The organism is Vreelandella sp. EE27 (assembly GCF_968206495.1).
This window is the reverse complement of record NZ_OZ309109.1, coordinates 2236802-2262976: the sequence shown is the minus strand read 5'-3', so window position 1 is coordinate 2262976 and position 26175 is coordinate 2236802. Positions and strand designations below refer to the sequence as shown.

Annotated in this window: 23 protein-coding genes; 17 read left to right on the top strand and 6 right to left on the bottom strand. The window is 62.5% G+C overall.

What is annotated here, in order from left to right; genetic code table 11:
• Window positions 1-14: 14 nt before the first annotated feature.
• Both ACWHVV_RS10870 and rsgA read right to left on the bottom strand, forming a co-directional pair.
• Window positions 15-857, bottom strand: a complete 843-nt coding sequence (locus tag ACWHVV_RS10870) for a sulfurtransferase (protein WP_447926254.1) — start codon at window positions 855-857, stop codon at window positions 15-17.
• A 35-nt stretch (window positions 858-892) separates the two neighbouring features.
• Entirely contained in the window at window positions 893-1912 is a 1020-nt protein-coding gene (gene rsgA, locus ACWHVV_RS10865) for a small ribosomal subunit biogenesis GTPase RsgA (RefSeq protein ID WP_447926253.1), read from the bottom strand.
• A gap of 115 nt (window positions 1913-2027) precedes the next feature.
• On the opposite strand from rsgA, the gene orn reads away from it, so the two are divergent.
• On the top strand, window positions 2028-2600 hold the full coding sequence (gene orn / locus ACWHVV_RS10860; RefSeq protein ID WP_447529089.1) for an oligoribonuclease: 573 nt from the start codon (window positions 2028-2030) through the stop codon (window positions 2598-2600).
• Here orn and queG read toward each other — a convergent pair.
• The gene (gene queG / locus ACWHVV_RS10855; RefSeq protein ID WP_447529088.1) at window positions 2597-3706 is read right to left on the bottom strand and encodes a tRNA epoxyqueuosine(34) reductase QueG; all 1110 of its coding nucleotides are present in this window, start codon (window positions 3704-3706) and stop codon (window positions 2597-2599) included. The two genes, orn and queG, sit on opposite strands and share 4 nt — an antisense overlap.
• Window positions 3707-3894: 188 nt before the next feature.
• Here queG and ACWHVV_RS10850 point away from each other — a divergent pair, with 188 nt between their 5' ends.
• The 11 genes from ACWHVV_RS10850 to ACWHVV_RS10800 all read left to right on the top strand — a co-directional run bounded on the left by ACWHVV_RS10850 (window position 3895) and on the right by ACWHVV_RS10800 (window position 16965).
• A complete protein-coding gene (locus ACWHVV_RS10850) occupies window positions 3895-5340 on the top strand; it encodes an NAD(P)H-hydrate dehydratase (protein WP_447929140.1) in 1446 nt (481 codons plus the stop codon).
• Between the two features lie 9 nt (window positions 5341-5349).
• Window positions 5350-5808, top strand: a complete 459-nt coding sequence (gene tsaE / locus ACWHVV_RS10845; protein WP_447926252.1) for a tRNA (adenosine(37)-N6)-threonylcarbamoyltransferase complex ATPase subunit type 1 TsaE — start codon at window positions 5350-5352, stop codon at window positions 5806-5808.
• Window positions 5809-5841: 33 nt separating this feature from the next.
• Window positions 5842-7299 carry an N-acetylmuramoyl-L-alanine amidase gene (locus ACWHVV_RS10840; protein WP_447929139.1) on the top strand — a complete coding sequence of 486 codons (1458 nt, stop codon included), beginning with the start codon at window positions 5842-5844 and terminating at the stop codon, window positions 7297-7299.
• Window positions 7300-7344: 45 nt separating this feature from the next.
• Window positions 7345-9267, top strand: coding sequence for a DNA mismatch repair endonuclease MutL (gene mutL / locus ACWHVV_RS10835; RefSeq protein ID WP_447926251.1), 1923 nt, complete (start codon window positions 7345-7347; stop codon window positions 9265-9267).
• A 28-nt stretch (window positions 9268-9295) separates the two neighbouring features.
• Window positions 9296-10234, top strand: a complete 939-nt coding sequence (gene miaA, locus ACWHVV_RS10830) for a tRNA (adenosine(37)-N6)-dimethylallyltransferase MiaA (RefSeq protein ID WP_447926250.1) — start codon at window positions 9296-9298, stop codon at window positions 10232-10234.
• Between the two features lie 142 nt (window positions 10235-10376).
• Window positions 10377-10625: an RNA chaperone Hfq gene (gene hfq, locus ACWHVV_RS10825; protein WP_263584347.1), complete on the top strand. Its 249-nt coding sequence runs from the start codon at window positions 10377-10379 to the stop codon at window positions 10623-10625.
• A 35-nt stretch (window positions 10626-10660) separates the two neighbouring features.
• Window positions 10661-11971: a ribosome rescue GTPase HflX gene (gene hflX / locus ACWHVV_RS10820; RefSeq protein WP_447926249.1), complete on the top strand. Its 1311-nt coding sequence runs from the start codon at window positions 10661-10663 to the stop codon at window positions 11969-11971.
• 120 nt (window positions 11972-12091) lie between these two features.
• Entirely contained in the window at window positions 12092-13372 is a 1281-nt protein-coding gene (gene hflK, locus ACWHVV_RS10815) for an FtsH protease activity modulator HflK (protein ID WP_447926248.1), read from the top strand.
• On the top strand, window positions 13373-14281 hold the full coding sequence (gene hflC / locus ACWHVV_RS10810; RefSeq protein WP_447926247.1) for a protease modulator HflC: 909 nt from the start codon (window positions 13373-13375) through the stop codon (window positions 14279-14281).
• A gap of 195 nt (window positions 14282-14476) precedes the next feature.
• Complete coding sequence (locus tag ACWHVV_RS10805; RefSeq protein ID WP_447926246.1) at window positions 14477-15670, top strand: ATP phosphoribosyltransferase regulatory subunit; 1194 nt, start codon at window positions 14477-14479, stop codon at window positions 15668-15670.
• On the top strand, window positions 15670-16965 hold the full coding sequence (locus tag ACWHVV_RS10800; protein ID WP_447529079.1) for an adenylosuccinate synthase: 1296 nt from the start codon (window positions 15670-15672) through the stop codon (window positions 16963-16965). The genes ACWHVV_RS10805 and ACWHVV_RS10800 overlap by 1 nt, the downstream gene beginning before the upstream one ends.
• A 65-nt stretch (window positions 16966-17030) precedes the next feature.
• Here ACWHVV_RS10800 and cobO read toward each other — a convergent pair whose 3' ends face one another.
• Window positions 17031-17630 (bottom strand): cob(I)yrinic acid a,c-diamide adenosyltransferase, encoded by a 600-nt coding sequence (gene cobO, locus ACWHVV_RS10795; protein WP_447926245.1) that lies wholly within the window; start codon window positions 17628-17630, stop codon window positions 17031-17033.
• A gap of 134 nt (window positions 17631-17764) precedes the next feature.
• Here cobO and ACWHVV_RS10790 point away from each other — a divergent pair, with 134 nt between their 5' ends.
• The 4 genes from ACWHVV_RS10790 (at window position 17765) to ACWHVV_RS10775 (ending at window position 23028) form a co-directional block, all read left to right on the top strand.
• Window positions 17765-18250: a YajQ family cyclic di-GMP-binding protein gene (locus ACWHVV_RS10790; RefSeq protein WP_447926244.1), complete on the top strand. Its 486-nt coding sequence runs from the start codon at window positions 17765-17767 to the stop codon at window positions 18248-18250.
• A 118-nt stretch (window positions 18251-18368) separates the two neighbouring features.
• Window positions 18369-20996 (top strand): aminopeptidase N, encoded by a 2628-nt coding sequence (pepN, locus tag ACWHVV_RS10785; protein WP_447926243.1) that lies wholly within the window; start codon window positions 18369-18371, stop codon window positions 20994-20996.
• Between the two features lie 33 nt (window positions 20997-21029).
• Entirely contained in the window at window positions 21030-21989 is a 960-nt protein-coding gene (gene yegS / locus ACWHVV_RS10780; protein WP_447926242.1) for a lipid kinase YegS, read from the top strand.
• A 79-nt stretch (window positions 21990-22068) separates the two neighbouring features.
• Window positions 22069-23028: a hypothetical protein gene (locus tag ACWHVV_RS10775; protein ID WP_447926241.1), complete on the top strand. Its 960-nt coding sequence runs from the start codon at window positions 22069-22071 to the stop codon at window positions 23026-23028.
• Window positions 23029-23110: 82 nt separating this feature from the next.
• On the opposite strand, the gene ACWHVV_RS10770 is transcribed toward ACWHVV_RS10775, so the two are convergent.
• The gene (locus ACWHVV_RS10770) at window positions 23111-23314 is read right to left on the bottom strand and encodes a cold-shock protein (RefSeq protein ID WP_447926240.1); all 204 of its coding nucleotides are present in this window, start codon (window positions 23312-23314) and stop codon (window positions 23111-23113) included.
• 134 nt (window positions 23315-23448) lie between these two features.
• On the opposite strand from ACWHVV_RS10770, the gene ACWHVV_RS10765 reads away from it, so the two are divergent.
• Window positions 23449-24105: a LysE family translocator gene (locus ACWHVV_RS10765; protein ID WP_447926239.1), complete on the top strand. Its 657-nt coding sequence runs from the start codon at window positions 23449-23451 to the stop codon at window positions 24103-24105.
• 34 nt (window positions 24106-24139) lie between these two features.
• On the opposite strand, the gene ACWHVV_RS10760 is transcribed toward ACWHVV_RS10765, so the two are convergent.
• Window positions 24140-26095, bottom strand: coding sequence for a transglycosylase SLT domain-containing protein (locus tag ACWHVV_RS10760; RefSeq protein WP_447926238.1), 1956 nt, complete (start codon window positions 26093-26095; stop codon window positions 24140-24142).
• Window positions 26096-26175: the final 80 nt, after the last annotated feature.

The following is a 26175-nucleotide window of genomic DNA, read 5'->3' as shown; positions in this document are numbered from 1 at the left end:
AGCCCGCAGGGGCGTTATTTTTCGATCGGCGTATCGTCGCGATTGCCCCACTCACCCCAGGAGCCCGCGTAGCCGCGAATGTTGAAACCAAGCGCCTTGCCCACAAGCCAGGTAAAGCTACTGCGATGGTGGCTTTGGCAGTGGGTGGCGACTTCCATGTCCGGGGTCAGGCCCATGGCCTGGAGCTCGGTGACAAGTTCCGCGTAGTCGCGAATGCGCAGCGCCCGCTCATGGTCCATGGCATTGACCCAGTCCATGCTCACCGCGCCCGGAATGTGGCCCAGGTGCTTGTTGTTACCTTTTTCGCCGGCATACTCCGCCGGCGAGCGGGCATCCCACACGGCAAACCCTCGATCGTCGAGCTTCTCCTTGATCTCATCCGCCGTAATCAGCGCCTGGGGGTTGAGTACCTCGGCGTGGTAGTCGCTAGGGGTCGGCAGGGTCTGCTCGGTGTTCTCGGCAAGGCCCGCGTCGCGCCAGGCGTGAATGCCACCGTTCAAGTAGGAGTAGCGGGTGTGGCCAAGATAATCCAGCGTCCATAAAAGCCTGGCCGCCCAGCCGCCGCCTTCGTCATCATAGGCCACGACGTGGGTGTTGCGGGTAAGCCCCAGGGCGCTTAAAAGCTTCGACAGAAAGTCGATGTCCGGCACGTCGTTGGGCACCGGGCCCTCGCCGCGTAACAGGTAGCGAAAATCCAGATACACCGCGCCGGGCACATGGCCCTGGCGGTAGCTGTCCGGGTTGGTCGGCACGTCGACGATCAAAAGCTCGGGGTGGCCTAGCTGGGCCTCCAGATCGGCGGGCTCGACGATCAGCGGTAACAGGTTGGCTTCGCTGGACGGGTGATCAGCACTCATGAACTGCTCCTTTCAATCAGGCGTTTAGGCGTTTTTTAAACGCTCAAACTTTCGAGTATTCGCCGGTAGCTGGCAAAACGCTCGGAATGAATCTTGCCTTCCTCGACCGCGCCAAGTAAAGCGCAGCCCGGCTCCTGGCGATGGCGGCAATCGCGAAAGCGGCAGTAGCCGATGAACGGCCGGAACTCGATAAAGCCATCGGTCACCTCCTGCTCGGTCAGGTGCACCAGGCCAAACTCGCGGATGCCCGGGGAGTCGATCAGCTCGCCGTTTGCTACCTCGTCCCGGTCCATGGCGTAAAGCCTTGCGGTGGTGGTGGTATGGGTACCCTTGCGCGAATCCTCGGAGAGCGCCCCGATGCGAAGCGACTCATCCGGCAGCAGCAGGTCGATCAAGGACGACTTGCCCACGCCGCTCTGGCCCACGAACACCGAGGTGCGCCCTTCGAGCTGCTCACGAAGCGCTTCAAGGCCCGCTTCATTATCCGTGGTGGTGCGCACCACCGGGTAACCCAGGCGTTGGTAACGCTCTAGTAGCGCGCCCAGCTCGCCGCCATCGTCAGGCAGTAGATCGATCTTGTTGAGCACCAGCACCGGGGCGATGCCCGTGGCCTCAGCGGCGACCAGGTAGCGGTCGATCAGGTTGGGGTGCGGCGCGGGTTCGACCGCAAACACGATCAGAATCTGGTCGATGTTGGCGGCCACGGGTTTGAGCTGGCCGCGGGCGTCCGGGCGCTTCAAAACGCTATCGCGCTCCTCCCGCGCCACGACCACGCCGGATCCCTCCTGGCCTGCCCGCCATATCACCCGGTCGCCGGTCACCAGGCCGTCCATATTGGCGCGCAGGTGGCAGCGCACCGGGGCGTTGTCGCTGTCGCGCACTTCCAGGGTGCGGCCAAAGTGGGCCATCACGCGCCCGGGCTGCTCCGCGCCGTATTCGCCGGCGGCCAGCTTCTGAGTATCCTGAACTTCGCGCTTTTCGGCGCGCTCGGTACGCTCGGCCTGGATCTTCTCGACGCGCCAGCGCTGCTGGCGGCTTAATTTACGTTTGCTCATGACCACCTGATGCTCGGTACAATAGTCGTAGTGTACCTGTTAACGTTGCCCGGGTAACACAATCTTAAGTCACGCTATCTTGAGCCACCTTGCCCCGGCCCATTTGGAGAAATGCATGAGCGACACCACCGCCCCGAGAAGCGATCTGCTGGTTTGGATCGACCTGGAAATGACCGGTCTGGACCCGGAGAAAGAGCGCATCATCGAAGTCGCGACACTGGTGACCGATGCGGACTTGAACGTCGTCGCGGAAGGCCCGGTGATCGCGGTCAGCCAGCCCGAAAGCCTGCTGGCGCAGATGGATGCCTGGAATCAGAAAACCCATGGCGAGTCCGGACTTGTGAACCGGGTTAAAAATAGCCCGGTCGATACCGCCAAGGCCGAGCGCGAAACCCTGGATTTTCTGAGCCGCTATGTCGAACCCGGCACCTCGCCCATGTGCGGCAACAGCATCCACCAGGACCGGCGCTTTTTGGAGCGCGAAATGCCAGAACTGTGGGCGTTCTTCCACTACCGCAACCTGGATGTCTCGACGGTGAAGGAACTCGCCAAGCGCTGGAATCCGAAAGCCCTTGAAGGCTTTGGCAAGCAAAACGTGCACCTGGCGATGGACGATATCAAGGAGTCGATCGCCGAGCTTGCCCACTACCGTAAAACCTTCCTGCGCGGGCAAGACGACCCGGCTTAAACGGCGGTGGCGATACGTGCGCTGCGTTTACGGCGCTGCTCGTCGAGTGCCCAGGCCACGTGTTCGCGCACGAGCGCACTGGGGTAGGCGCGGCGCGCGTTGAGCGCGGCTTCTACCTCAGGGCTGTAGGGGGCATTACCCAGGCCCACGGCCAGGTTTCGCAGCCAGCGCTCGTAACCGATACGCCGGATCGCGCTACCCGCGGTCTTTTGCAGAAACTCCTCTTCGCCCCAGGCGAAAAGGCTCAAAAGCGAGGCGCGGTCCAGATCGTGGCGCGGCGCGAAGTCTTCCTCGGCGCTTGCCCGGGTAAAGCGCGTGAACGGGCATACCAGCTGGCAGTCGTCGCAGCCGTAGATGCGGTTGCCCATCGCCCGGCGGTATTCGACCGGGATCGCGCCGTGCAGTTCGATGGTGAGATACGAGATGCACTTGTTGGAATCGATGATCTTGTCATCGACGATAGCGCCGGTCGGGCAGGCGGTTTGGCAGGCGTTGCAGCGCCCGCAGTGCTCGGACTCGAACGGCGCATCGACGGGTAAAGGTAAATCGGTATAGAGCTCGCCAAGAAAGAATAGCGACCCGGCCTTGGGGTTCAATATCATGGCGTTTTTGCCGAACCAGCCAAGGCCTGCCTTTTGCGCCAGCGCCCGCTCCATCACCGGGGCGGAGTCCACGAACGCGCGGTAGCCGAAGGCGCCCACTTCCTGCTCGATCTTTTTGGCAAGGCTTGCCAGGCGCTTACGAATCAGCTTGTGGTAATCCCGCCCCAGGGCGTAGCGCGAGATATAGCCCAGGTGGCGCTTACTCAGCACTTTGGTGGTTTCGACTTCCGGGGGGAGGTAGTCCATGCGCGCGCTGATCACCCGCCGTGTGCCGGGCTCGAGCTCGGCCGGGCGGGTGCGCTTGGTGCCGTGTTTGGCCATGTAGCTCATCTCGCCCTGGTAGCCCTTGGCAAGCCACGCGTCGAGGTGCGCTTCGTGCTCGCCAAGCTCGGTATCGGTAATGCCGATCTGTTGAAAGCCGAGCTCACGCCCCCAGGTTTTGATCAACGCCGCCAGGCGTTCGAGCTCGTCATCAGAAAGTGAAAAAGCGGTGGAAGTCGCCATGGTTCGTCAACGTTGGTGCATAGGCGCGCTATGCTAACCCATTAGGCGGTATCACTACACGCACCCGGCGCTTACGAAGCGTCCTGGCATTTACTACCCAAGACCAAGGAGTTTTTGTGTCGACGCAACGCCCAACGCATCACCCGGCGCTGACCACTCAGGCGCTACGCCCGCTCTATAAAGCCGCCATGGTACGCGAGCTCGAGCGGCGCACCATGGCCGCGGGTATCGAGAGCTTTGCCTTGATGCAGCGCGCGGCTTCCAGTGCCTGGCACAGCTTCCGTTCGCGCTGGCCCCAGGCCAAAAGCGTGACCGTGATTTGTGGTAGCGGCAATAACGGCGGCGATGGGCACGTGCTGGCCGCCTTGGCCATGCAGTCCGGGCTCAAGGTGCAGCGTATTTCGACCCGCGCGCTCGAGTCCCTCGAACACGATGTTGGCCGGGCCGCCGAGCTTGCCAGCGCCGCGGGGGTCGGCTGCGAGCGCTACCGCGCCGGCATTCGTTTCGAGGGCGAGGTGATCGTCGACGCGTTGCTGGGCACCGGGCTTTCGCGGGAGGTAGAAGGCGAGGCGCTCTCGGTCATCAACGATATCAATCGCGCCGAGCAGCCGGTGCTGGCGCTGGACGTGCCGTCCGGGATCGCCACCGATACCGGCGCCGCCCAGGGGGCAGCGGTGCAGGCGCACTGCACGGTCACCTTCATTGGCGATAAAATCGGTCTGCACACCGGCGACGCCCCGGCCTATACCGGCGAGATCGACTTTCGCCCACTGGGCGTCAAGGCTCAGGCGTTTTTCGATATCGTCCCCGCCGCCTGGCGGTTGGAAGAGAGCTGGCTGGCGCCGGCGTTCGCCCCGAGGCCCCGCGCCGGGCACAAGGGCCGCTTTGGCCACGTACTGGTAATGGGCGGCGCCCCGGGCTTTGGCGGCGCCGCGCTTTTGAGCTCCCAAACCGCCGCGCGGCTGGGGGCGGGCAAGGTGAGCCTGGCCACCGCCGCCGAACACGTTAGCGCAAGTCTGACGCGCTGCCCGGAAGTAATGGCTCGCGGCGTCTCCGGTGGCGCCGACGCTTGCGAGCTTGCCGAAGCGGCGGATGTCATCGTGATCGGGCCCGGCATGGGCGAGGGCGCCTGGGGTCAGGCCATGCTGCAAAGCGCGCTGCACACAGACAAGCCCCTGGTGGTCGACGCCGATGCGCTCAACCTGCTCGCCAAGCGCTGGCCAACGCTTGTCCGGGATAACTGGGTGCTCACGCCCCACCCGGGCGAGGCGGCCAGGCTTTTGAACTGCTCGGTGGCCGATGTTCAGTCCGATCGTCCGGAAGCCGCCCGGGCGCTGCAGCGTGCCCGGGGCGGCGTCGTCGTGCTCAAGGGCGCGGGGAGTCTGGTGGTCGGGCCCGGCGGCATGGTGGTATGCCCCTTTGGTAACCCGGGCATGGCCAGCGGCGGCATGGGCGATGCGCTCAGCGGCATGCTCGGTACGCTGGCCGCGCAGTTCGATGATCTCGAGCTTGCCACGCGTTTGGGCGTGATGGTGCACGCGCTCGCCGGTGACGCCGCTGCAAAAGAGCACGGTGAGCGTGGCTTGCTGGCCAGTGATCTGGCATCCTATGCACGCATTTTGATCAACCCGTGAAGGCATTCCATGCAAGTGCAGTTGAGTGATGAAGCCGCCCAGGTTGCGTTTGGTGAAGCGCTAGGGCGCGCGCTCGAAGGGCGCGGACGGGTCTATCTCGAAGGCGAGCTGGGCGCGGGCAAAACCACGCTCACCCGCGGTATTTTGCGCGCCTACGGCCATGAAGGGGCGGTTAAAAGTCCCACCTACACGCTGGTCGAGCCCTACGAGCTCGATAACCAGCGTGTCTATCATCTGGACCTTTACCGCCTTGGTGATCCGGAAGAGCTCGAGTTCATGGGCGGGCGCGATATTTTGAGCGACGAGGCGCTTTGCCTCATCGAGTGGCCCAGCCGGGGAGCAGGCTGGCTGCCCGCCGCCGATATCCGAGTCGAACTAAGCGTTGCCCGCCAGGGAAGAGCAGCAACGCTAACGCCGCAAAGCGAGTGGGGCCAGCAGGTGCTGGCGGCTTTGCAGGCTGCAACGTGATAAACCCTAGGGGAGTGGTGTGATTCAATGGATATGAGGGGCACATTTAAACGCCTGCTCGGCGCGGCCACGCTGAGCGTTTTGGCGCTGTCGGCCTCCGCCCAGGCGGCGGTGGTCGAAAGCATGCGCCTGTGGGCGGCGCCGGATCACGCCCGGCTGGTGTTCGATCTTTCCGGTGCAGCGACGGCGGACGTTTTTTCGCTGAGTAACCCGGACCGTCTGGTCATCGACCTGGACGACACCGAGCTCGATACCGATGCCTCGACTCTGCCGCTTAGCGACAGCGCCATCGACGCCGTACGCACCGGCAGCCTCGAAGGCGGTGGGCTTAGAGTGGTGCTCGAACTCAATCGTGCGATTACCCCGCGTCACTTCACGCTTGCACCCAACGACCAGTACGGCCACCGCCTGGTAGTAGACTTGGAGTACCCTGGCGAAAGTGCGGTCGAAAACCCCATCGACCCGATCGAGGCGATGATTCGCGAGCAGGAGATTCAGGCTCAGCGCGTGACCGCCCAGGCCCAAGCGGCCGCGCCGGAAGAGGCGCCGGTGGCCGAGCGTGCCCCCGCCGCCGTTCAGCCCGCCCAGCCACACCCCCAGCGCGATATCATTATCGCGGTGGACCCCGGCCACGGCGGCGAAGACCCCGGGGCGATCGGCCCTTCCGGGACGCGAGAGAAGGACATCGTGCTGGATATCGCCCGCCGGCTGGCCTCGGATATCAACGGCACGCGGGGCTTCAAGGCGGTGCTGACCCGGGACGGCGACTACTACCTGGGACTTCGCCAGCGTACCCAGCTCGCCCGGGAGCAGAAGGCCGACTTCTTCGTCTCCATCCACGCCGACGCCTTCTCCAGTCCGCGGCCTCAGGGCAGCTCGGTATTTGCGCTCTCCCAGCGCGGCGCCACGTCGGAAACCGCCCAGTGGCTCGCCGATAGCGAAAACCGCTCGGACCTGATCGGTGGCGTGGATGGTTCGCTGTCGCTGCGGGACAAGGATCAGGTGCTGCGCGGCGTGCTTCTGGATTTGACCATGACCGCCACGCTCAACGATTCGCTATCCATCGGCGGTGAGGTGCTCGACCGGCTCGGCGGCATCAACCGGCTGCACAAGTCCCAGGTAGAGCAGGCGGGGTTCATGGTGCTCAAGTCACCGGACATTCCGTCGCTGCTCATCGAGACCGGCTTCGTCTCCAACCCGGACGAAGAGCGCCGCCTGCGCGACCCGTCCCATCAGCAGGCGCTGGCCCAGGCGATCTTCAGCGGGCTACGTTCGCACTTCGAGCGCAACCCGCCTCCGGCAAGCCTTTTGGCCTGGCAGCGCGACAACCGCCGGGCGCCGTCGGGCAACGAGTACCGTATCCAGTCCGGCGACACGCTGTCCACGATCGCCGTTCGCCACGGCGTGCCGGTCAATCAGTTGAAACAGGCCAACGAGCTGAACGGCGACGTTATCCGTGTCGGCCAGGTGCTGCGCATTCCAAGCTCTTAAGCTCGGGCGAGCGGCGTAATTAACGAGAGGTAGTGAGTGTCTGATGTGAGCGAAACGACACGTATCCATGTGCTCGACCCCCGCCTAGCCAACCAGATTGCCGCCGGCGAGGTGGTCGAGCGGCCTTCGTCGGTCACCAAGGAGCTAATGGAGAACGCCATCGATGCGGGCAGCCGACGTATCGAGGTAGAGGTCGAGCAGGGCGGCACCCGGCTAGTGCGGGTGCGCGACGACGGCGTGGGAATCAGCGAAGCGGATTTACCCCTGGCGCTGGCCCGCCACGCCACCAGCAAGATCGGAAGTCTCGAGGACCTGGAAGGCGTCAGCTCGCTGGGTTTTCGCGGCGAGGCGCTCGCCTCGATCAGCTCGGTGTCGCGGCTGGAGCTCGTTTCCAACGCAAGCGAAGACCCGACCCATGGGTTTCGCGTGGTCGCCGAAGGCCGCGGCATGGAGGCCCGCGTTGCACCCGCGCCGCACCCCAGGGGCACCAGCGTGGCGGTGCGCGATCTGTTCTTCAATACCCCAGCCCGGCGCAAGTTTCTGCGCACCGAGAAGACCGAGTTCGCCCATATCGAAGAGGCGTTTCGCCGCCAGGCGCTGTCGCGCTACGACGTGACCTGGGTGCTGCGCCACAATCAAAAGACCGTTCACCAATTGCCCGCCGGGGACGCCGCCGCGGCCCGGGAGCGGCGTATCGCCTCGCTTCTAGGCAAGAATTTCATCGAGCACGCCCGCTATATTGAACGCGAAGCCGGCGGTTTGCGGCTCAGCGGCTGGGTAGGCTTGCCGACCCACTCGCGCTCCCAGGCGGACCAGCAGTACTTTTTCGTCAACGGGCGCGTGGTGCGCGACCGGCTGGTCGCCCACGCGGTGCGCCAGGCCTACCGCGATGTGCTCTACAACGGCCGCCATCCGGTGTTCGTGCTCTATCTCGAGCTCGACCCGGACGTGGTCGACGTCAACGTTCACCCGACCAAGTACGAAGTGCGCTTTCGCGACGGGCGCATGGTCCACGACTTTCTCTACTCGAGCCTGCACCACTGCCTGGCGACCTCCAGGCCTACCGAAGAAGCCGAAGCGCCGGCGGGTGACGAAGCGGCGCCTTCCGAGGCGCCGGCCGCCAACGCCGAGCGCCAGCACGCGGCTGAGACAGACGACCCATCGTCGGCACCGCGCTGGCAGCAGCAGGGCATGGCGCTGGGGGAAGGGCCGGCGCGTCATCCGGGCGCCGAGCGGGTGCGCCGCTTCATGCAGGGCTACCAGGCGCTTCACCCGGACCATGAAGAGAGCCTTTTGACCCCGCAAACCGCCTCCGGCCGGGCCGGGCCGAGCCGAGAAGTGCGCGAAGCGCCGGTGGCCATGCCCGAAGCGGACCCGACCAGCGCGCCGCCGCTCGGTTTTGCGCTGGGCCAGCTGCACGGTATCTATATTCTGGCGCAAAACGCCCAGGGGCTGGTGCTGGTCGATATGCACGCCGCCCACGAGCGTATCGTCTACGAGCGAATGAAAAATCAGCTGGCCGTGCAGGGCGTGGATACCCAGCCGCTTTTGGTGCCGGTGTCGCTGGCGGCCAGCCGCCAGGAGGTCGCCACCGCGGAAAGCGAGCAGGAGGCGATTGCCGCGCTGGGCCTGGAGCTCGACGTGGCAGGCCCGGAGACGCTTTTGGTGCGCCGGCTGCCGGCGCTTTTAGCCGGCGCCGACCCGGAAGGCCTGATTCGCGAAGTGCTCGAAGAGCTTGCCAATTTTGGCCAGAGCTACCAGGTCGAGGCGCGGCTTCACGCGCTTTTATCGACCATGGCCTGCCATGGCAGCGTGCGCGCCAACCGTAAGCTGACCCTGGACGAAATGAACGCGCTCTTGCGCGACATGGAGCGTACCGAGCGAAGCGATCAGTGCAATCACGGCCGGCCCACCTGGACACAGATGAGCATGAAGGCCCTCGATAAGCTTTTCCTGCGCGGTCAATAGCCGCCCCTCACGACGGAGCTTTGCGGCCATGGCCGACACACGCCCTTTGGCGATTTTTTTGATGGGCCCGACGGCGGCCGGCAAAACCGATACGGCGATCGCGCTGCACGAGCGCCTGGGCTGCGAGCTGATCAGCGTCGACTCCGCCATGGTGTACCGCGGCATGGATATCGGCAGCGCCAAGCCTTCCCCGCAGGAACTCGCCCGAGCGCCACACCGCTTGATCGATATCCGGGATCCGGCGGACCCTTATTCGGCGGGCGATTTCCGCGAAGACGCGCTCCTACAGATGCGGCAAATCAGCGCGGCGGGCAAGGTGCCGCTGCTGGTCGGCGGCACCATGCTCTATTACAAGCGCCTGCTCGAAGGCGTGGCGGATCTACCCGCCGCGGATGAAACGGTGCGCCAGGAGCTTGCCGAAAAGCGCGAGCAGGTAGGCCTTGCCGGGTTGCACGCCATGCTTGGCGAAGTCGACCCGGTGTCCGCGGCGCGTATTCATCCCAACGACCCACAAAGGCTTTTACGCGCCCTGGAGGTGTACCGGGTCAGCGGGCGGCCGATGAGCGAGCTTTGGGCAGAGCAGCGCCCGGAAAACTTTCCTTACCGCACGTTGTCGATAGGACTTGCCCCTGCCGAGCGGCACGTATTGCACGAGCGAATCGCCCAGCGTTTCAAAACAATGTTGGCCGAGGGCTTGATAGATGAGGTCGCCGCCCTCAGAAAGCGGGGTGACTTGCACAAGGATCTCCCGTCAATGAAGAGCGTTGGCTATCGGCAAGTGTGGGAGTATCTGGACGGCGAGCTGGATGAAGCAGCACTTTGCGAGCGCGGTATCATTGCGACTCGCCAGCTCGCCAAACGCCAGCTAACGTGGTTACGTAGTTGGCCGTCGCTGAACTGGATCGATTCGACCACGCCAGCCCTCGACGATAAGGTGCTGAAATTCGTGCGCGAAAGCGGGGCTTAGCGTAAGATAGTGTTTTAGTAAGCATGTTTTTCGAGTGGCCCAGACGTTTTATAACACCAGGCCTTTCGGGCAATAAGATTGCGGTAGCGCCAAGCGCGCACCATTAAAAAACCACCCCTCAGACAGTTTAGGGAGAAGCAGCATGTCCAAAGGGCAGTCCCTTCAAGATCCGTACTTGAACATTTTGCGCAAGGAGCGCATTCCGGTTTCTATTTTCCTGGTCAACGGCATCAAGCTCCAGGGACAAATCGAGTCTTTCGACCAGTTTGTCATCCTGCTGCGCAATACCGTAAGCCAAATGGTCTATAAACACGCTATCTCCACCGTGGTGCCCTCGCGCAACGTGCGCCTGCCGGCCCAAGACCCGGCCGCCCCCGAAGCGGACCTCTAACATCGGTGGTTAGCCTGGAAAGCAAGAGGTATTGATTGTTTTTTGAACGCCCAGATGCCGGTGAAACGGCCGTCCTTGTTCACGTAGATTTCTTCGATGAGCAGGCACGTGAAGACCCGGGTGAGTTCCTGGAGCTCGTGCGCTCTGCAGGTGCAGAGCCTGCGACATTGCTCACGGCCAGCCGACAACGCCCTGACCCGCGCACCTTTATCGGTTCAGGCAAGTTGGAAGAGCTAAGAGCAATGCTCGCCGCGCACCAGGCCGAACTCGTGATCTTCAACCATGGTCTTGGCCCTTCCCAGGAGCGTAATCTCGAGAAAGAACTCAAGTGCCGCGTACTCGACCGTACCGGTCTGATTCTCGATATTTTCGCTCAGCGGGCCAGAACCCATGAGGGTAAGCTGCAGGTAGAGCTTGCCCAGCTCGAATACATGTCCACGCGCCTTGTACGCGGGTGGACCCACCTCGAACGTCAAAAAGGCGGTATCGGTCTTCGCGGCCCGGGTGAAACCCAGCTGGAAACCGACCGCCGCTTGCTGCGCGGGCGCATCAAGTCGATTCATAAACGCCTGGATAAAGTGCGTAGCCAGCGGGACCAGAATCGCCGGGCCCGCTCCCGCGCCGAGATCCACAGTGTCTCGCTGGTCGGCTACACCAACGCCGGTAAGTCAACGCTCTTCAACGTGTTGACCGATGCTAAGGTGTACGCCGCAGATCAGCTTTTCGCAACGCTCGACCCCACGCTTCGCCGCGTCGAGGTAAACGATGTCGGGCCGATCGTGATGGCCGATACCGTGGGCTTCATTCGTCACCTGCCGCACAAACTCGTCGAGGCTTTTAGGGCAACGCTTCAGGAAGCCGCCGAGGCATCGCTTCTGATCCACGTAATCGATGCCGCCGACCCGGACCGCGAGCTCAATGTCGAGCAGGTGGACCGGGTGCTCAAGGAAATCGGCGCCGACGATGTCCCGGTGCTCAAGGTGATGAATAAAATCGACCGGCTCGACAGCGCCCCGCGCATCGAGCGTGACGGCCAGGGCCGCCCAGAGGTGGTCTGGCTCTCCGCTCAGCAGGGCCAAGGGCTTGATTTGCTGCACGAAGCACTCTCCGAGCGTCTTGCCAAAGACGTCATCGGCTTTTCGCTGACCCTTGCGCCAGAGCAGGGCAAGTTGAGAGCCGGGCTTCACGAGTTGAATGCCGTGCAAGAAGAAGCGTTTGATGAAAACGGCCACTCGGTGTTAGATGTTCGTTTGCCCCGGCGGGATTTCAATCAGTTGATGGCGCAGCTTGGTGAGCGCGCCAACACCTATTTACCGGAGTCGCTACAAGAGGGCGACGAGTGGTAGTGTATTGAAACCAACGCCACGCAAACGGCACAAGGACTACACAGCAATAATATTATAAGCACGGCGGCCTCGCTCTTACGCGGGGCCGCGTGCAGGTTAACCCCTTAGTGGAGACGAAGTATGGCCTGGAATGAGCCTGGTGGTGGCAACCAGCATGACCCCTGGAGCAGTGGTGGCCGGCGCGGCAACAATAGCGGCGGCGATCGCGGCAACGGTGATCGTGGTAATAACGGGGGCGGGGGAAACAACGGGGGCAATAACGGTGGCAACAATCAGGGCCCACCGGATCTCGACGAAGCACTCAAGAAGTTTCAAAACAAGCTTAACAACATGTTGGGCGGAAGCGGCAAAAAGAGCGGCGGCAACGGCGGTGGAAGCGGCAGCGGTAAGCCGCGTAACTCCTTTGCGCTGCCCGGCTTGCTGATCGTTTTGGCGCTGGCGATTTGGGCGGCCATGGGGTTTTACCTGGTGGATCAGTCCGAACGCGGCGTCGTACTGCGCTTTGGCGAGTACCAGGGCATCGTCGACCCGGGCCTTCAATGGAATCCGCCGCTGATCGACGACGTGCGCATGGTCAACGTAACCCGCGTTCGTTCGGTCTCGCAGACCCAGTCGATGCTGACCCGGGATGAAAACATCGTCGAGGTCGAAATTTCCGCACAGTACCAGGTCTCCAACCCGCGGGATTTCGTGCTCAACGTGCGTAACCCGTCACTTTCGATCGAAAACGCGTTGGATTCGTCGCTGCGTCACGTAGTCGGCGGTACCGACATGATCGATATTCTGACCTCGGGTCGTGAGATTCTCGGCAGCTCCGTGGCCAGCCGTTTGCAGAGCTACCTCGACGCCTACGGCGCCGGTATTCGCCTGCAGACCATCAACATCGAATCCACCACTGCGCCGGCGCCCGTCATCGACGCGTTTGACGACGTGATTCGTGCCCGCGAGGATCGTCAGCGTACGATCAACGAAGGTATGGCCTACGCCAACGCGATCATTCCGGCAGCCCAAGGTCAGGCTCAACGTATCGTCGAACAGGGCCAAGGGTATCGCGAGTCCGTCGTGGCCGAAGCCCAGGGTCAGGCCAACCGCTTCAGTGCGCTGGTCGGCGAGTACCAAAACTCTCCCGAGATTATGCGTGAGCGTATGTATCTGGATGCAATCGAAGAGGTCTTCGGCAATACGCCCAAGGTCTTGTTGGATGTTAGCGAAAACGCACCTTTGATGTATCTGCCGCTGGATCAGCTGCGTGGTGGAAGCGGTACCAATCGCTCCGCCGGTCGCTCGAGCAGTAACGACGAGCAGCTCGACCCCTCCGTGGTTGAAACGCTGCGCAATACGCAAGGTGACAACACGTCATCGTCGTCGAACAATGGCGCTATTCGCAGGGAGGGCCGCTAAATGATTAACAACCGATCCCTGCTGATCGTTGGCGGCCTGGCCGCCATCGCCTGGCTTGCCAGCAACACCCTTTACGTGGTGGACGAAACCGAGCGCGCGGTCAAGCTGCGCTTTGGTGAAGTGGTCGAGGAAAACATCCAGCCAGGCCTGCACGCGAAAATGCCGATCGCCCAGACGATTCGCAAGTTCGATACCCGCCTTTTGACGCTGGATACCGATACCAGCCGCTACCTGACCCTCGAGCAGAAAGCGGTGATCGTCGACTCCTACGTCAAGTGGCAGGTGGTCAACCCGACGCGCTACTACGAGGCGACCGCTGGCGACGAGATGATGGCGATTCGCCTGATCCAGCCGCGGGTAGACGAAAGCCTGCGTAACGAGTTCGGTCGCTTGAACCTGCAGGAAATCATCGCCGAGCGGCGTGACGACCTGATGATCGGCCCGACCGAAGAGCTCGATAGCCTCATGCGCGACGAACTCGGAGTGGCGGTGCGCGATATTCGTATCAAGCGTATCGACCTGCCCGAGGACGTCTCGGCAGCGGTCTTCCAGCGGATGCGCTCCGAGCGTGAACGCGAAGCCCGCGAGTGGCGCGCCCAGGGGCAGGAAGAGGCCGAGCGGATTCGCGCCAACGCCGACCGCCGCCGTCAGGTACTGCTGGCCCAGGCCAACGAGCGCTCGGAAACGCTGCGCGGTGAAGGCGATGCGGAAGCCGCAGCGATCTTCTCTAACGCCTACGGCCAGGACCAGGAGTTCTTCTCCTTCTGGCGCAGCCTGAACGCCTACCGCACAAGCTTTGCCGATGACGGCAACATGCTGGTGCTGGAGCCGGACAGCGATTTCTTCCGCTATATGCGCAGCCCCAACCCGGACTCCGGCAGCGGCGGCGAGGAAGACGACGGCGAATAAGCGCCGGATTTCGAGCTTCGCCGTTTGCTAAAGCGGCGGGGTTTCGCCGGCGGTTAAACGTGGTAGACTTAATTGAACCGGGCGTTCGCCCGGTTTTTTTGTGGCCCTCATTTGGCCCGGGTGCGTTGTGGGCGAAGGTTGTCAACAACGGCGTCATCGCGGCCTGGGCCTTCATCGTCTTGCAGGATTGTTCACATGACCATCGCTGACCGCTGGCTGCTGCCCGACGGCATGGATGAGGTGCTCCCGCCTCAGGCAAGCCGTATGGAAGAGCTGCGCCGTGCGCTGCTGGATCTCTATTACGTCTGGGGCTACGACCAAGTCATGCCGCCCCCCGTCGAGTTTCTGGACTCGCTTTTAACCGGTACCGGTACCGAGCTCGATCTGCAGACCTTCAAGCTGACCGATCAGCTAACGGGCCGCATGATGGGAGCCTCCGCCGACGTTACCCCTCAGGTGGCGCGCATGGACGCCCACTCGCTCAAACGCCAGGGGCCGGTTCGCCTTTGTTACTGCACCAACGTTTTGCGCGCCAAGGCCGACCAGCACCAGGGCGGGCGAAGCCCGGTTCAGGTCGGCGTCGAGCTCTTCGGACACGCCGGCCTCGAGGCCGACAGCGAAATCATCCGCCTTGCGCTGGCCAGTCTCAGCGCCGCTGGTGCCCAGGAGCTTCACCTGGCGCTCGGTCATATCGGGATCTTTCGTAGCCTGGTCGAAGCGGCCGAGCTAAGCGCCGACCAGGAAGCGGCGGTGTTCGACGCGCTTGCGCTCAAATCGCCCGGCGAGCTCCAGGCCCGGGTGAGCGAGTGCGTCAGCGACCCGGTGCTTGGCGATATGCTATTGGCACTTGGCGAGCTGCACGGCGGCGCGGACATTTTGCGCCAGGCCCGCGAGCGCTTTGCCGGTGCTCCCGCCTCGGTGATCGCCGCGCTCGACCAATTAGAGGCGCTGAACAAAACGGTATTGGCGCAGTTCGATGTCTCGCTCTATTTCGATTTGGCGGAGCTTCGCGGCTATCAGTACCATACCGGTGTCATGTTTGCCGCCTACGTGCCCGGCTACGGCCACGCTCTGGCCAAGGGCGGGCGTTACGACGATACCGGCCGCGCTTTTGGCCGGGCGCGCCCGGCCACCGGCTTCTCCATGGATTTAAAGCAGTTGGCCTCGCTTGCTGCGGCGACCCCCGCCGCGGGTGCTATTTGGGCGCCGGCCCAGGAAAGCGCCACCCTGGATGCGGCCATCGACGCGCTACGCCAAAATGGCGAGCGCGTGATTCAAGCGCTGCCCGGCCAGCGTACTGAACCGGCGGAGCACGATTGTGATCGCCGCCTCGAGTTTATCGACGGCCGTTGGCAGACAACGGCCCTGACACAAGAGACGAGTGCATAATGGGTAAGAATGTCGTAGTCCTGGGTACCCAATGGGGTGACGAAGGCAAGGGTAAGATCGTTGACTTGCTCACCGAGTCGGCGGCGGCGGTCGTGCGCTTTCAAGGCGGCCATAACGCGGGCCACACCCTGGTGATCGACGGCGAAAAAACCGTTCTCCACCTGATTCCCTCCGGCGTTTTGCGCCCGGGCAAGACCTGCATTATCGGTAACGGCGTGGTGCTTTCTCCGGAAGCGCTGATCAAGGAGATCCGCGAGCTCGAAGACAAGGGCGTGCCGGTGCGCGAGCGTCTGCGCCTGTCGCCGGCTTGCCCGCTGATTCTGCCCTACCACGTGCGTCTGGACCAGGCGCGGGAAAAAGCCCGCGGTGTCGCCAAGATCGGCACCACCGGCCGTGGCATCGGTCCGGCTTACGAAGACAAGGTCGCGCGTCGGGGCCTGCGTCTGGGCGACATGCTCCATCGCGAGCGTTTCGCCTCCAAACTGGGTGAAGTGCTCGACTATCATAACTTCGTGCTGGTCAACTACCACGGCGAGCCCGCGGTAGATTTCCAGGAAGTGCTGGATAGCGCCATGCAGATGGCGGAAGAGCTGCGGCCCATGGTCGGCGACACCGTAAGCCAGGTGCACGATCTGCGTAAGGCCAACGAGAACATTCTGTTCGAAGGTGCTCAAGGCTCGCTTCTGGATATCGACCACGGCACCTATCCTTATGTGACCAGCTCCAACACCACCGCCGGCGGCACGGCCACCGGTTCCGGCGTTGGCCCGCTGTACCTGGACTATGTGCTGGGTATCACCAAGGCCTACACCACTCGCGTGGGCTCCGGGCCGTTTCCCACCGAGCTTTTCGATGATCACGGCCGCCACCTGGCGGAGAAAGGTCACGAGTTCGGCGCAACCACGGGCCGGGCGCGCCGCTGTGGTTGGTTCGACGCCGTCGCGCTGCGTCACGCGGTGCAAATCAACTCGGTGACCGGCATCTGCCTGACCAAGCTCGACGTGCTCGATGGGCTCGAGAACATTCGTGTCTGCGTGGGCTATCGTAGCAAGGATGGCGAAATGCTCGATAACCCGGTCGACTCGGAAGGCTACGAAGCTGTCGAGCCGGTCTACTTCGATCTGCCGGGCTGGAAAGAGTCGACCCTGGGCGCCAAGAGGGTCGAGGATCTTCCCACCAACGCCCGCGCCTACATCAGCTATCTGGAAGAGCAGGTCGGCACCAGCATCGATATCATCTCGACCGGCCCGGACCGCAACGAGACCATCGTACTGCGTAACCCCTTCGACGAATAAGCCGTTGGGCAATACCAGGCGCCTGGCGCTTAAAACGCCGCCGGATTACCGGCGGCGTTTTACGTTCAAAAATCGATGCCGCGGCGGGCTTTCAGGCCGTTATTGAAGGCGTGGCGCGTCTCCTGCATTTCAGTGACGGTATCGGCCATCTCGACCAGCTCGCGGTGGGCATTGCGCCCGGTAATGATTACCGTCTGCTCCTGCGGGCGATTCTCGAGCGCCGTTTTTACCCGCTCGATCTCCAGGTAGCCGAATTTCAGCATGTAGGTGATCTCGTCGAGCACGACCAGATACGTCTCGGGGTCGGCGAGCATGCGCTCGGCGTCTTCCCACACGGCCAGACACGCCTGGGTGTCGCTTTCGCGGTTTTGGGTGTCCCAAGTGAAACCGGTGGCCATGATGGCGACCTCGAGGTTCGTGTCATCTTCGAGCCGGTTGCGCTCGCCGCACTCCCAAAGTCCCTTGATGAACTGCACCACGCCCACCTTGTAGCCGTAGCCCAGCGCGCGGGTCACCGTGCCCCAGGCCGCGGTCGTCTTGCCTTTACCGTTGCCGGTATTGATTAGAATCAAGCCGCGCTCTTCGTCGGCGTTGGCTACTTTCTCATCCACGCGGCTTTTGAGTTTCTCCATCGACGCCTTGTGGCGCGTCTCGCGATCGCTCATGCTTTTTCCTTACGTTGGGGGAGGCGCTGCATCAGGGTAATGGATTGCCTCGGGGTTGTGTATCGGGGTTGTATGTCGCAACCCGGGCCTGGCTGCTCTAGAATGGCAGGCTATGTCTCGTTAAGGAAAGCGTCATGCCCTCATTTGATATCGTCTCCGAATTCGACCGCCACGAAGCGACCAACGCGGTGGATCAAGCCAATCGGGAAATCATCTCGCGCTTTGACTTCAAGGGCGTCGATGCAAGCTTCACCCTCGAAGGCGAGGCCGTCGCCCTCGAAGCGGACGTGGATTTTCAGCTCAATCAGATGCTCGACGTGCTGCGCGCCCGCTTGATCGCCCGTGGCATCGACGCGCGCTGCATGGAGATCAAGGACCCGGTGCTTTCCGGCGTGAAAGCGCGCCAGGAAGTCGCGCTGAAGCAGGGCCTCGACGCGGCCCAAACCAAGGATATCGTCAAGCGCATCAAGGCAAGCAAGCTGAAGGTGCAGGCGCAGATCCAGGGGGAAAAAGTGCGCGTGACCGGTAAAAAACGCGACGATTTGCAGGGCGTCATGGCGCTTTTGCGAAGCGAAGAGGGGCCGGATCTGCCTCTGCAGTTCGATAACTTTCGCGACTGATGGATAGCGTTTCGTGGGGGCGCTTTGCGGTGCCCCGACAAGCGCCCCTCGTCTATACTGAGTGTCGATAAACCCGATATTTGATAAGCAAGTGTTTGATAAAAAGGAGCCCCGCACAATGTCCGACCCGCAGCCGGTTTATTTAAGCGACTACCAGCCGCCCGATTACAACGTTACCCATACCGAGCTGACGTTTGATCTTGACCCCGCTGCCACCCGTGTCAAAGCCCGCCTTTTTATCGAGCGCAACGAAAATGCCTCAAGCGATGCGCCGCTGGTGCTCGACGGCGAACAGCTAAAGCTCATCGCGCTTTCCATCGACGCCAACGCCCTGGCCGAGAGCGACTACGTGCTGACTGATAAGACGCTTTCGATCGCTAACGTGCCGGCGCGTTTTTGTCTGGAAAGCGAGGTCGAAATCGCCCCGCAGAGCAATACCGCCCTGGAAGGGCTTTACCAGTCCAGCGGTATGTACTGCACCCAGTGCGAGGCCGAGGGCTTTCGCCGTATTACCTTCTACCCGGACCGCCCGGACGTCATGGCCACCTTCAAGGTCACCGTCATTGGCGATAAAACCAGCGAGCCGGTGCTGCTCGCCAACGGCAACCCGGTCGACAAGGGCGACATCGACGGGCGCCACTTCGCTACCTGGGAAGACCCGCACCCCAAACCCTGCTACCTGTTCGCGCTGGTAGCGGGGGACCTGCAAAAGGTGACGGATCACTTTACGACCCTAAGCGGGCGTGAGGTAACGCTCGAAATTTGGGTAGAGCAGGCGAATCTGGACAAGACCGACCACGCCATGGCCTCGCTCAAGCGGTCGATGGCCTGGGACGAAGCCACCTACGGGCGCGAGTACGATCTGGATCTTTTCATGATCGTGGCGGTGAGCGATTTCAACATGGGCGCCATGGAGAACAAGGGGCTCAACATCTTTAACGCCGCTGCGGTGCTGACCCACCCGGATACCGCGACGGACGCTACCTTTCAAAACGTCGAGGGTATCGTCGCCCACGAGTACTTCCATAACTGGTCGGGCAACCGCGTCACTTGTCGCGACTGGTTTCAGCTCTCGCTGAAAGAGGGCTTCACCGTCTTTCGCGACCAGTGCTTCTCGGCGGACACCAACTCGGCGCCGGTCAAGCGTATCCAGGACGTGTCGTTTTTCCGTACCGCGCAGTTTGCCGAGGACGCCGGACCCACCGCGCACCCGGTTCGCCCGGATCATTACATCGAGATCACCAACTTCTACACCCTGACCATTTACGAGAAGGGCGCGGAAGTCGTGCGGATGCTTTATAACCTGATCGGCGAGGAGGCCTTTCGCCAGGGGGCGGACCTGTACTTCGAGCGCTTCGACGGCCAGGCGGTCACCATCGAGGACTTCGTTGGCTGCATGGCCGAGGTGTCCGGGGCGAATCTCGACCAGTTCATGCGCTGGTACGGCCAGGCGGGTACCCCGGAGATCGATGCGTTTGGCGAGTACGACTACGTTCACGGCGAGTACCGTCTGACCCTTCGCCAACGTACCCCGGCAACGCCGGGCCAAACCGACAAGCAGCCGCTGCACATTCCGGTGTTGATGGGGCTGGTGGGCACCAAATCCGGCCAGGATTTGACCCTGACCCTCGACGGCGAGTCGCTCGGCAAGGAAGGGGTCGTCCACCTGACCGAGGACGAGCAGACGTTTGTTTTCAGCAACGTGGCCGAGGCCCCGGTGCCGTCGCTTTTGCGCAACTTCTCGGCCCCGGTCACGCTTCACTACCCGTACTCCCGCGAGGATCTCGCTTTCTTGTTGACCCACGACAGCGATGGCTTCAACCGCTGGGATGCAGGCCAGCGCCTGTCGATGCTGGCGCTGGACGATTTGATCGCCGCGCACCGCAACGGGGTCGAAAAGGTCATGGACAGCCGAGTCATCGAGGCCTTTAGAGCGCTGGTGGCCGGTGAAATGGACGACAAGGCGGTGCTCGCCGAGATGCTGACGCTGCCGACCGAGGCCTATATCGCCGAGCAGCAGCGCATCGTCGATGTCGATGCCATTCATTCGGCCCGCGAGTTCATGCGCCAGTCGCTGGCGGTGGCGCTGCGCGATGAGTTCATCGCCACTTATGAAGCGAACGTGCTCGATGAGCCCTACGCGCCAAGCCCCGATCAGATCGCCACGCGCAGCCTCAAAAACGTCGCGCTTGCGTATCTGATGTCGATCGAAGACGAGCAGGGCATCGCGCTTTGCCAGGCGCAGTTCGAGGCGGACCTCAACATGACCGACGTGCGCCAGGCGCTGACGCTTCTGGTACACAGCGACCGCGACGATTTGGCGGCGCCGGCGCTCAAGGCCTTTGGTGAAAAGTGGGCCCATGACGCGCTGGTCATGGATCAGTGGTTCACGGTGCAGGTCACGCGCCCGCAGCCCGATGTGCTCGAGCGGGTGCGGTATTTGATGGGCCACCCGGCGTTTTCGATGAAAAATCCCAACAAGGTGCGCGCGCTGATCGGCGCGTTTACCCAAAACCGGGTCAACTTCCACCGCCTGGATGGCCAGGGCTATAGGCTTCTGGCCGATGCGGTGATCGAGCTCAACCGCTTGAACCCGGAAATTGCCGCACGACTGGTCACGCCGCTAACGCGCTGGCAGCGTTTCGACGAAACCCGCCAAGCGCTGATGCGTGACGAGCTAACAAGAATCAGCAAAGAGCCGCTCTCTTCCAACGTGTTCGAGGTCGTCGACAAAGCGCTGGCTTGAGGGTGCGGAACAACCATGGAAAGGAAAACGCCGGTGACAGATTCGGATAAGCGTTACTTACTGATTATTAACGGTAAATCTGCTGGAGATCCGGTGTTGCGCGAGGCGGTCATGGCCGCGCGTGAAGCAGGGAAGCAGATCGAGGTTCGCGCCACCTGGGAAGGGGGCGATGCCGCCACGTTCGCCTTTGAAGCCGCCGGCAACGGGATTACCCACGTGATTGCCTGCGGCGGCGACGGCACGGTCAACGAAGTGGTCAACGGCCTGATGCGCGCCGCCCACGACCAGCGACCGGCGTTGGGTATCGTGCCCATGGGCAGTGCCAACGACTTCGCGGTCTCCGTGGGGCTTCCGCTGGAGCCCCAGCCCGCCCTGGAGGCGGCGCTTGGCTACAGCGCCTACCCGATCGACGTGGTGCGCATGAGTGCCGACACCGAAGGCGAGGAGTCGATCAGCTACTACGTCAACATGACCACCGGCGGTTTCGGTGCCGAGATCACCTCGACCACGCCCAAGATGCTCAAACGCATGCTGGGGGGCGGCGCATACTCGTTGATGGGTGCCTTGAAGGCGTGGCGGCATCAAAGCTACAAAGGAACGCTGCATTGGCAGGAGCAAGAGCGCAGCGAAGCGCTATTGTTGCTGGCGCTGGGTAATGGGCGCCAGTCCGGCGGCGGCCAGGTGCTCGCCCCCCGGGCCAAGCTCGACGATGGCCGGCTCGACGTACTGCTGGTCAAGGATTTCTCCTCGGTGTGGGAGCTACCCACTTTGATCAGCGAGCTGCAGAACTTTCCCGCCGAGGGCCGTTTCGTGCGCTACTTTACCGCGACCCGATTCATGGTGACCACCCGGGGGGAGGACGAGCCCTGGCCGTTGACTCTGGACGGGGAGGCGCGCCGACACGAGCGCTTTACCGCCGAAGTCGTCCCGCTTGCGCTGAGTGTACTGCTGCCGGAAGGTTGTACGCTGCTGTCCGCCAACGACCCACACTGATTTATACTGCCGTCATCAATGAATAACGCCATGGTCAACATAGTGCCATGGCGAATGGCCACCAAAGGAGAGTAACCCGATGGGAAATCGTTTATGGATACCGCTACTGGCAAGCCTGGCGCTTTTATTGAGCGCCTGCGGCGAGTCTCAGGAAGAGCCCACTGTCGAGCCGGATGACTCCGCAAGCTCGGTGTCCGACGATGAGGTGGTACAAAACGAAGAGGCGCCCCAGGCGGCGGAAAATGCCGCCAATATGCCGGACCCGGAAGAGATGGAGGATGAAGTCGAGTCGCGCCAGGCCGCTGAAGAGCTCGAGCGCGCCGAGGCGCTGGACGCCCAGGGCGAAGAGTCGACGGCCACGGTGGGCGAAGAGGTTCAGGCCGGCGAAGAGACACTGGCCGCCGACCCGGATGACGCCCTCGATGAAGAGAGCGCCATGCCCGGCGAGACGACGCGCTCCGACGTCGACGATGTCATTGCCGAAACCGAGCGCCGCTTCGAGGAGGCCCAGCGCCAGCTCGAGCAGCAGTTCCAGGAAGTGGAGAACCAATCTCCTGAACTCGAGCCCATGGAGAGCGAAAGCTTCTCCGAGGAGTGGGAAGTCGAGAGCAGCATTCCGGAGCGGGAGCGTCTCGAAGACGACCTGGAAGCGACGGATGTCGATGCGCTGATCGAGGATACCGAGCGGCGTTTCGAAGAGGCGCAGCAGCGCTTGAACGAGCAGTTCGAAGAGATCGAGCGCGAGCGTAGCGCAACGGCCACTGAAAGTAATTTTACTCGGCGCGACGAGCAGGGTGCTAGCGGTGAAGATACCGGCGCTCGGCAAACCGACGGCGAGCAGCCGACGGATAGCGACAGCGCCGATGCGTCGGAAAACGCCGCCTTCACCAACGGTTCAAACCGCGATGAGGCGAGCGGCGACGATGAACGCGCCCCCGGCGATGATCAGATCGGCAATGAGCAGGAAGGCGCCGAGCAGGAAGGCGCCGAGCAGGACGAAGAGGAGCGCGATCTGGATAGCCTCAACGCGACGCAGTAACGTTGAAAAATAAAAAGGCCCGCAGAAGCGGGCCTTTTGTTTCGCGCGGTGCTCGGTGTTAAGAGCAGTACTTTGTCAGTACTTAGGAGGCGCGAATATTTGAAGCCTGAAGGCCTTTTTTACCTTGGGTGACATCGAAGGTCACTTTCTGTCCATCCTGCAGGGACTTGAAGCCTTCAGCCTGAATTTCGGAGAAATGCGCAAAAAGGTCATCGCCGCCGTCATCCGGTGAGATGAAGCCAAAACCTTTTGTGTCGTTGAACCACTTAACGGTACCAGTTGCCATCTTTCGTTTCCTTAGCGTTCTTAAGTTATACGTGGGTGCCGCCTTGCGGACCCACAAAATTCACTGTAGAAGTAAAAAAAGTGATCGTCCAGTGGCGGTTTCAGGTTTCTTTTCAATGCGACGAGCGCTGCCCCATGAGCCAACTCACTCTGTTTGACGCCCAGTTCATTCCCTTCGTGGTCGCGATTACGCTGCTGACCGTAAGCCCAGGCGTGGACACCCTGCTGGTCATTCGCAACACCGCCCGGGGCGGGGTGCGCGATGGCGTCGTCACCAGTATCGCGATCTGCTGCGGGCTGTTCGTGCATGCGACGGTCTCGGCGCTGGGCATCTCCTTGATTCTTCTGCAGTCCGCCTTCGCCTTCACGCTTTTAAAGTTTGCCGGTGCGGGGTACCTGGTGTGGCTCGGCATCAGCAGTCTGCTGGCCGCCAAACGCGGTGCGGCGCTACCGGTGGGCGGGCTCGACCAGGCCCGCTCGCCGGTCGGTCTTTATCAGCCGGCCAAGGAGGGGCTTTTATCCAACGTGTTGAACCCCAAAACGGTAGTGTTTTATATGGCGTTTTTACCGCAGTTCATCGCGCCCACGGACCCGGCGCTTTTGAAGTCGCTGTGGCTTGCCGCGGTGCATTTTGCGATCGCCAACGTATGGCAAATAGGCGTGGTTTTGATGGTGGGGGGAGCGAGCCGGTTTTTGGCAAGCGCGCGTTTTGCGCGGGTGTTGAACGCCACCACCGGGGCAGTACTGGTGGTGTTTGGCGTGCGTTTGGCCCTCGAGCAGCGCCTGGTCTGACCGGGCGCTGCCATGTTTAACTAAGCGCCAACGTTTAACGAAGCGCCAGCAGCGCGCGGTCGTAGCGTACCTGCTGTTCGTTGTCGGTCAGCAGCGTCACGCCCTGGCTGTCACCGCCCTGGTCCAGGCTTTCGAAAATGACCCGGTAGCTAAGCACCGCCTGCACGTAGTCGCGGGTTTCGCGAAACGGAATGCTCTCCACGAATAGATCGAAGGACTCTACGCCGCTGCCGTTACCTAGCCACTGATCGACCCGGCCGGGGCCCGCGTTGTAGGCCGCGGTGGCCGCCAGCCGGTTGCCCTGGTAACGGTTGAGCTTGTCGCGAAGATATGTGCTGCCCAAGCGGATGTTGGTTTCCGGGTCCAGCACGCCATACGGGCCGGGGTCGCTCAGACCGAGCTGGCGACTAACCAGGGCGGCGGTACCCGGCATTAGCTGCATCAGTCCCCGCGCACCGGCGGGCGAAAGTGCGACCGGGTTATAGGCGCTTTCGCGGCGGGTAATCGCCATCAACAGATACGGGTCGACCCCGGTTTGATTGCCCCAGCGCATGAAACTTTCCCGGAAGGCGGGCGGAAAGCGCCAGTCCAGCGCGTCCCACATTTCGGCGGCAATGGTGGTTTGTACCAACAGCGCGTGCCACTGATGCTGGGCGGCATAATCGGCCAGGGCGCGGGCCTGTTCGGGTGGGGCGTTACGGGCCGCGTGCAGCCACTCGCTGTTGGCCAGGCCGTCTTCACCAATGCGCATCAGCGCCTCGGTGCGCTGCACCACCGGCAGGCTCGCGGTACGCTCGCGGGAGATATCGTCGAAATGGCTCCGCTCGTTGTTCAACCGGTAGGGCACGCCCAGTTTCTCCGCGGCGGCGAAGCCGTAGAAACTGCGATCCATTGCCGCCTCACGATAGCGCGCCTCGGCGGCGTCGTGATTGCCGAGTTGCTCGTTGGCGCGGGCCAACCAGTACTGCCAGCGGCTGTTTTCCTGCTGGCTCGGCGGCATCTGGGCGATCCAGTGCATCACGTCCTGCCACTGGCGCTCTTCCAAACCCCGGCGTACGCGTAGCTCCAGCACCCGCTCGCTTTCAAGTCCCGGTAGTACGCTATCCACCCAGGCAAGCGAACCCGGCACGCTGCGCACCAGCGCGTAAAAGGCGAGCTCCTCTTCGATGACGCGGCGCTCATCTGCCGTCAGCGAAAGCCTGGGGGCAAGGCCTTGCCAGGCGTTCAACGCTGCCGCGGTGTTGTCTCGGGTATAGCGCTGCATCGCCGCTTGATAAAAGGGCGCGCTCGCCGCGCACTCGGGCCCCAGGCAGGCGGGGGCCTGGGTGATCATCTGCGGATTGCGGTCGACCGAGTCGACAGTGTCCATGGCGGTCTGCCATTGGCCGCTCAAAAGCCCATCGAGGTAGCTATCGAGGCCGGTTTCGCCGGCCTGCCAGGCAAGCATCTTGCGCTGCCATACGGCGCGGTCGTCGATGGTGTTATCGGCGCGCAGCCGGTTAAACAGGTTATCGCAGGCGTTGGGCTGGGAGCTTCCGGTCAGCCATAGATCCAACCCCGCAGCGCGCGCCTCGCCCGGCGCGCGCTCCATCAGGGCGCTATAGTAATAGCACTGGCGGGCGGCGCCGGTAGGTTCGCCGTCGGCGACGCTCAATAGATCCGCGTAGCGCCCGGCGTAGCCGTAGTTGGCAATCGCCTGGCCACGCATCCACTCCGAAAGCGGCGAATCGGCGTTGCGCTGAATGAACGCCTGCACCTCATGGGCGGGTACGTTGGGTAGCCTACCGCGTAGGCGGTGATACTCGACGTAACCGCTCAAGACATGACCGGCAAGGGCGCGTTCGTCGATGCGCTGCCACTGCTGGTCGCGGGCAGCTTCCAGCGCCTCGCGCATTTGGGTGTCCGTGGCCGCCGTGGCGCTCGTGGCTAGGCCGATGAGCGCCGCGGCGCATAGCGCTTTGAGGCGAAAACGAGATCGCGTAACCGGCATGGCTTCCTCTCTTTAACGTATGACGCTGACTGCTAGGGGGTTGACCGTCTATAGTGGACTATAACGGCAAACGGTGCTCA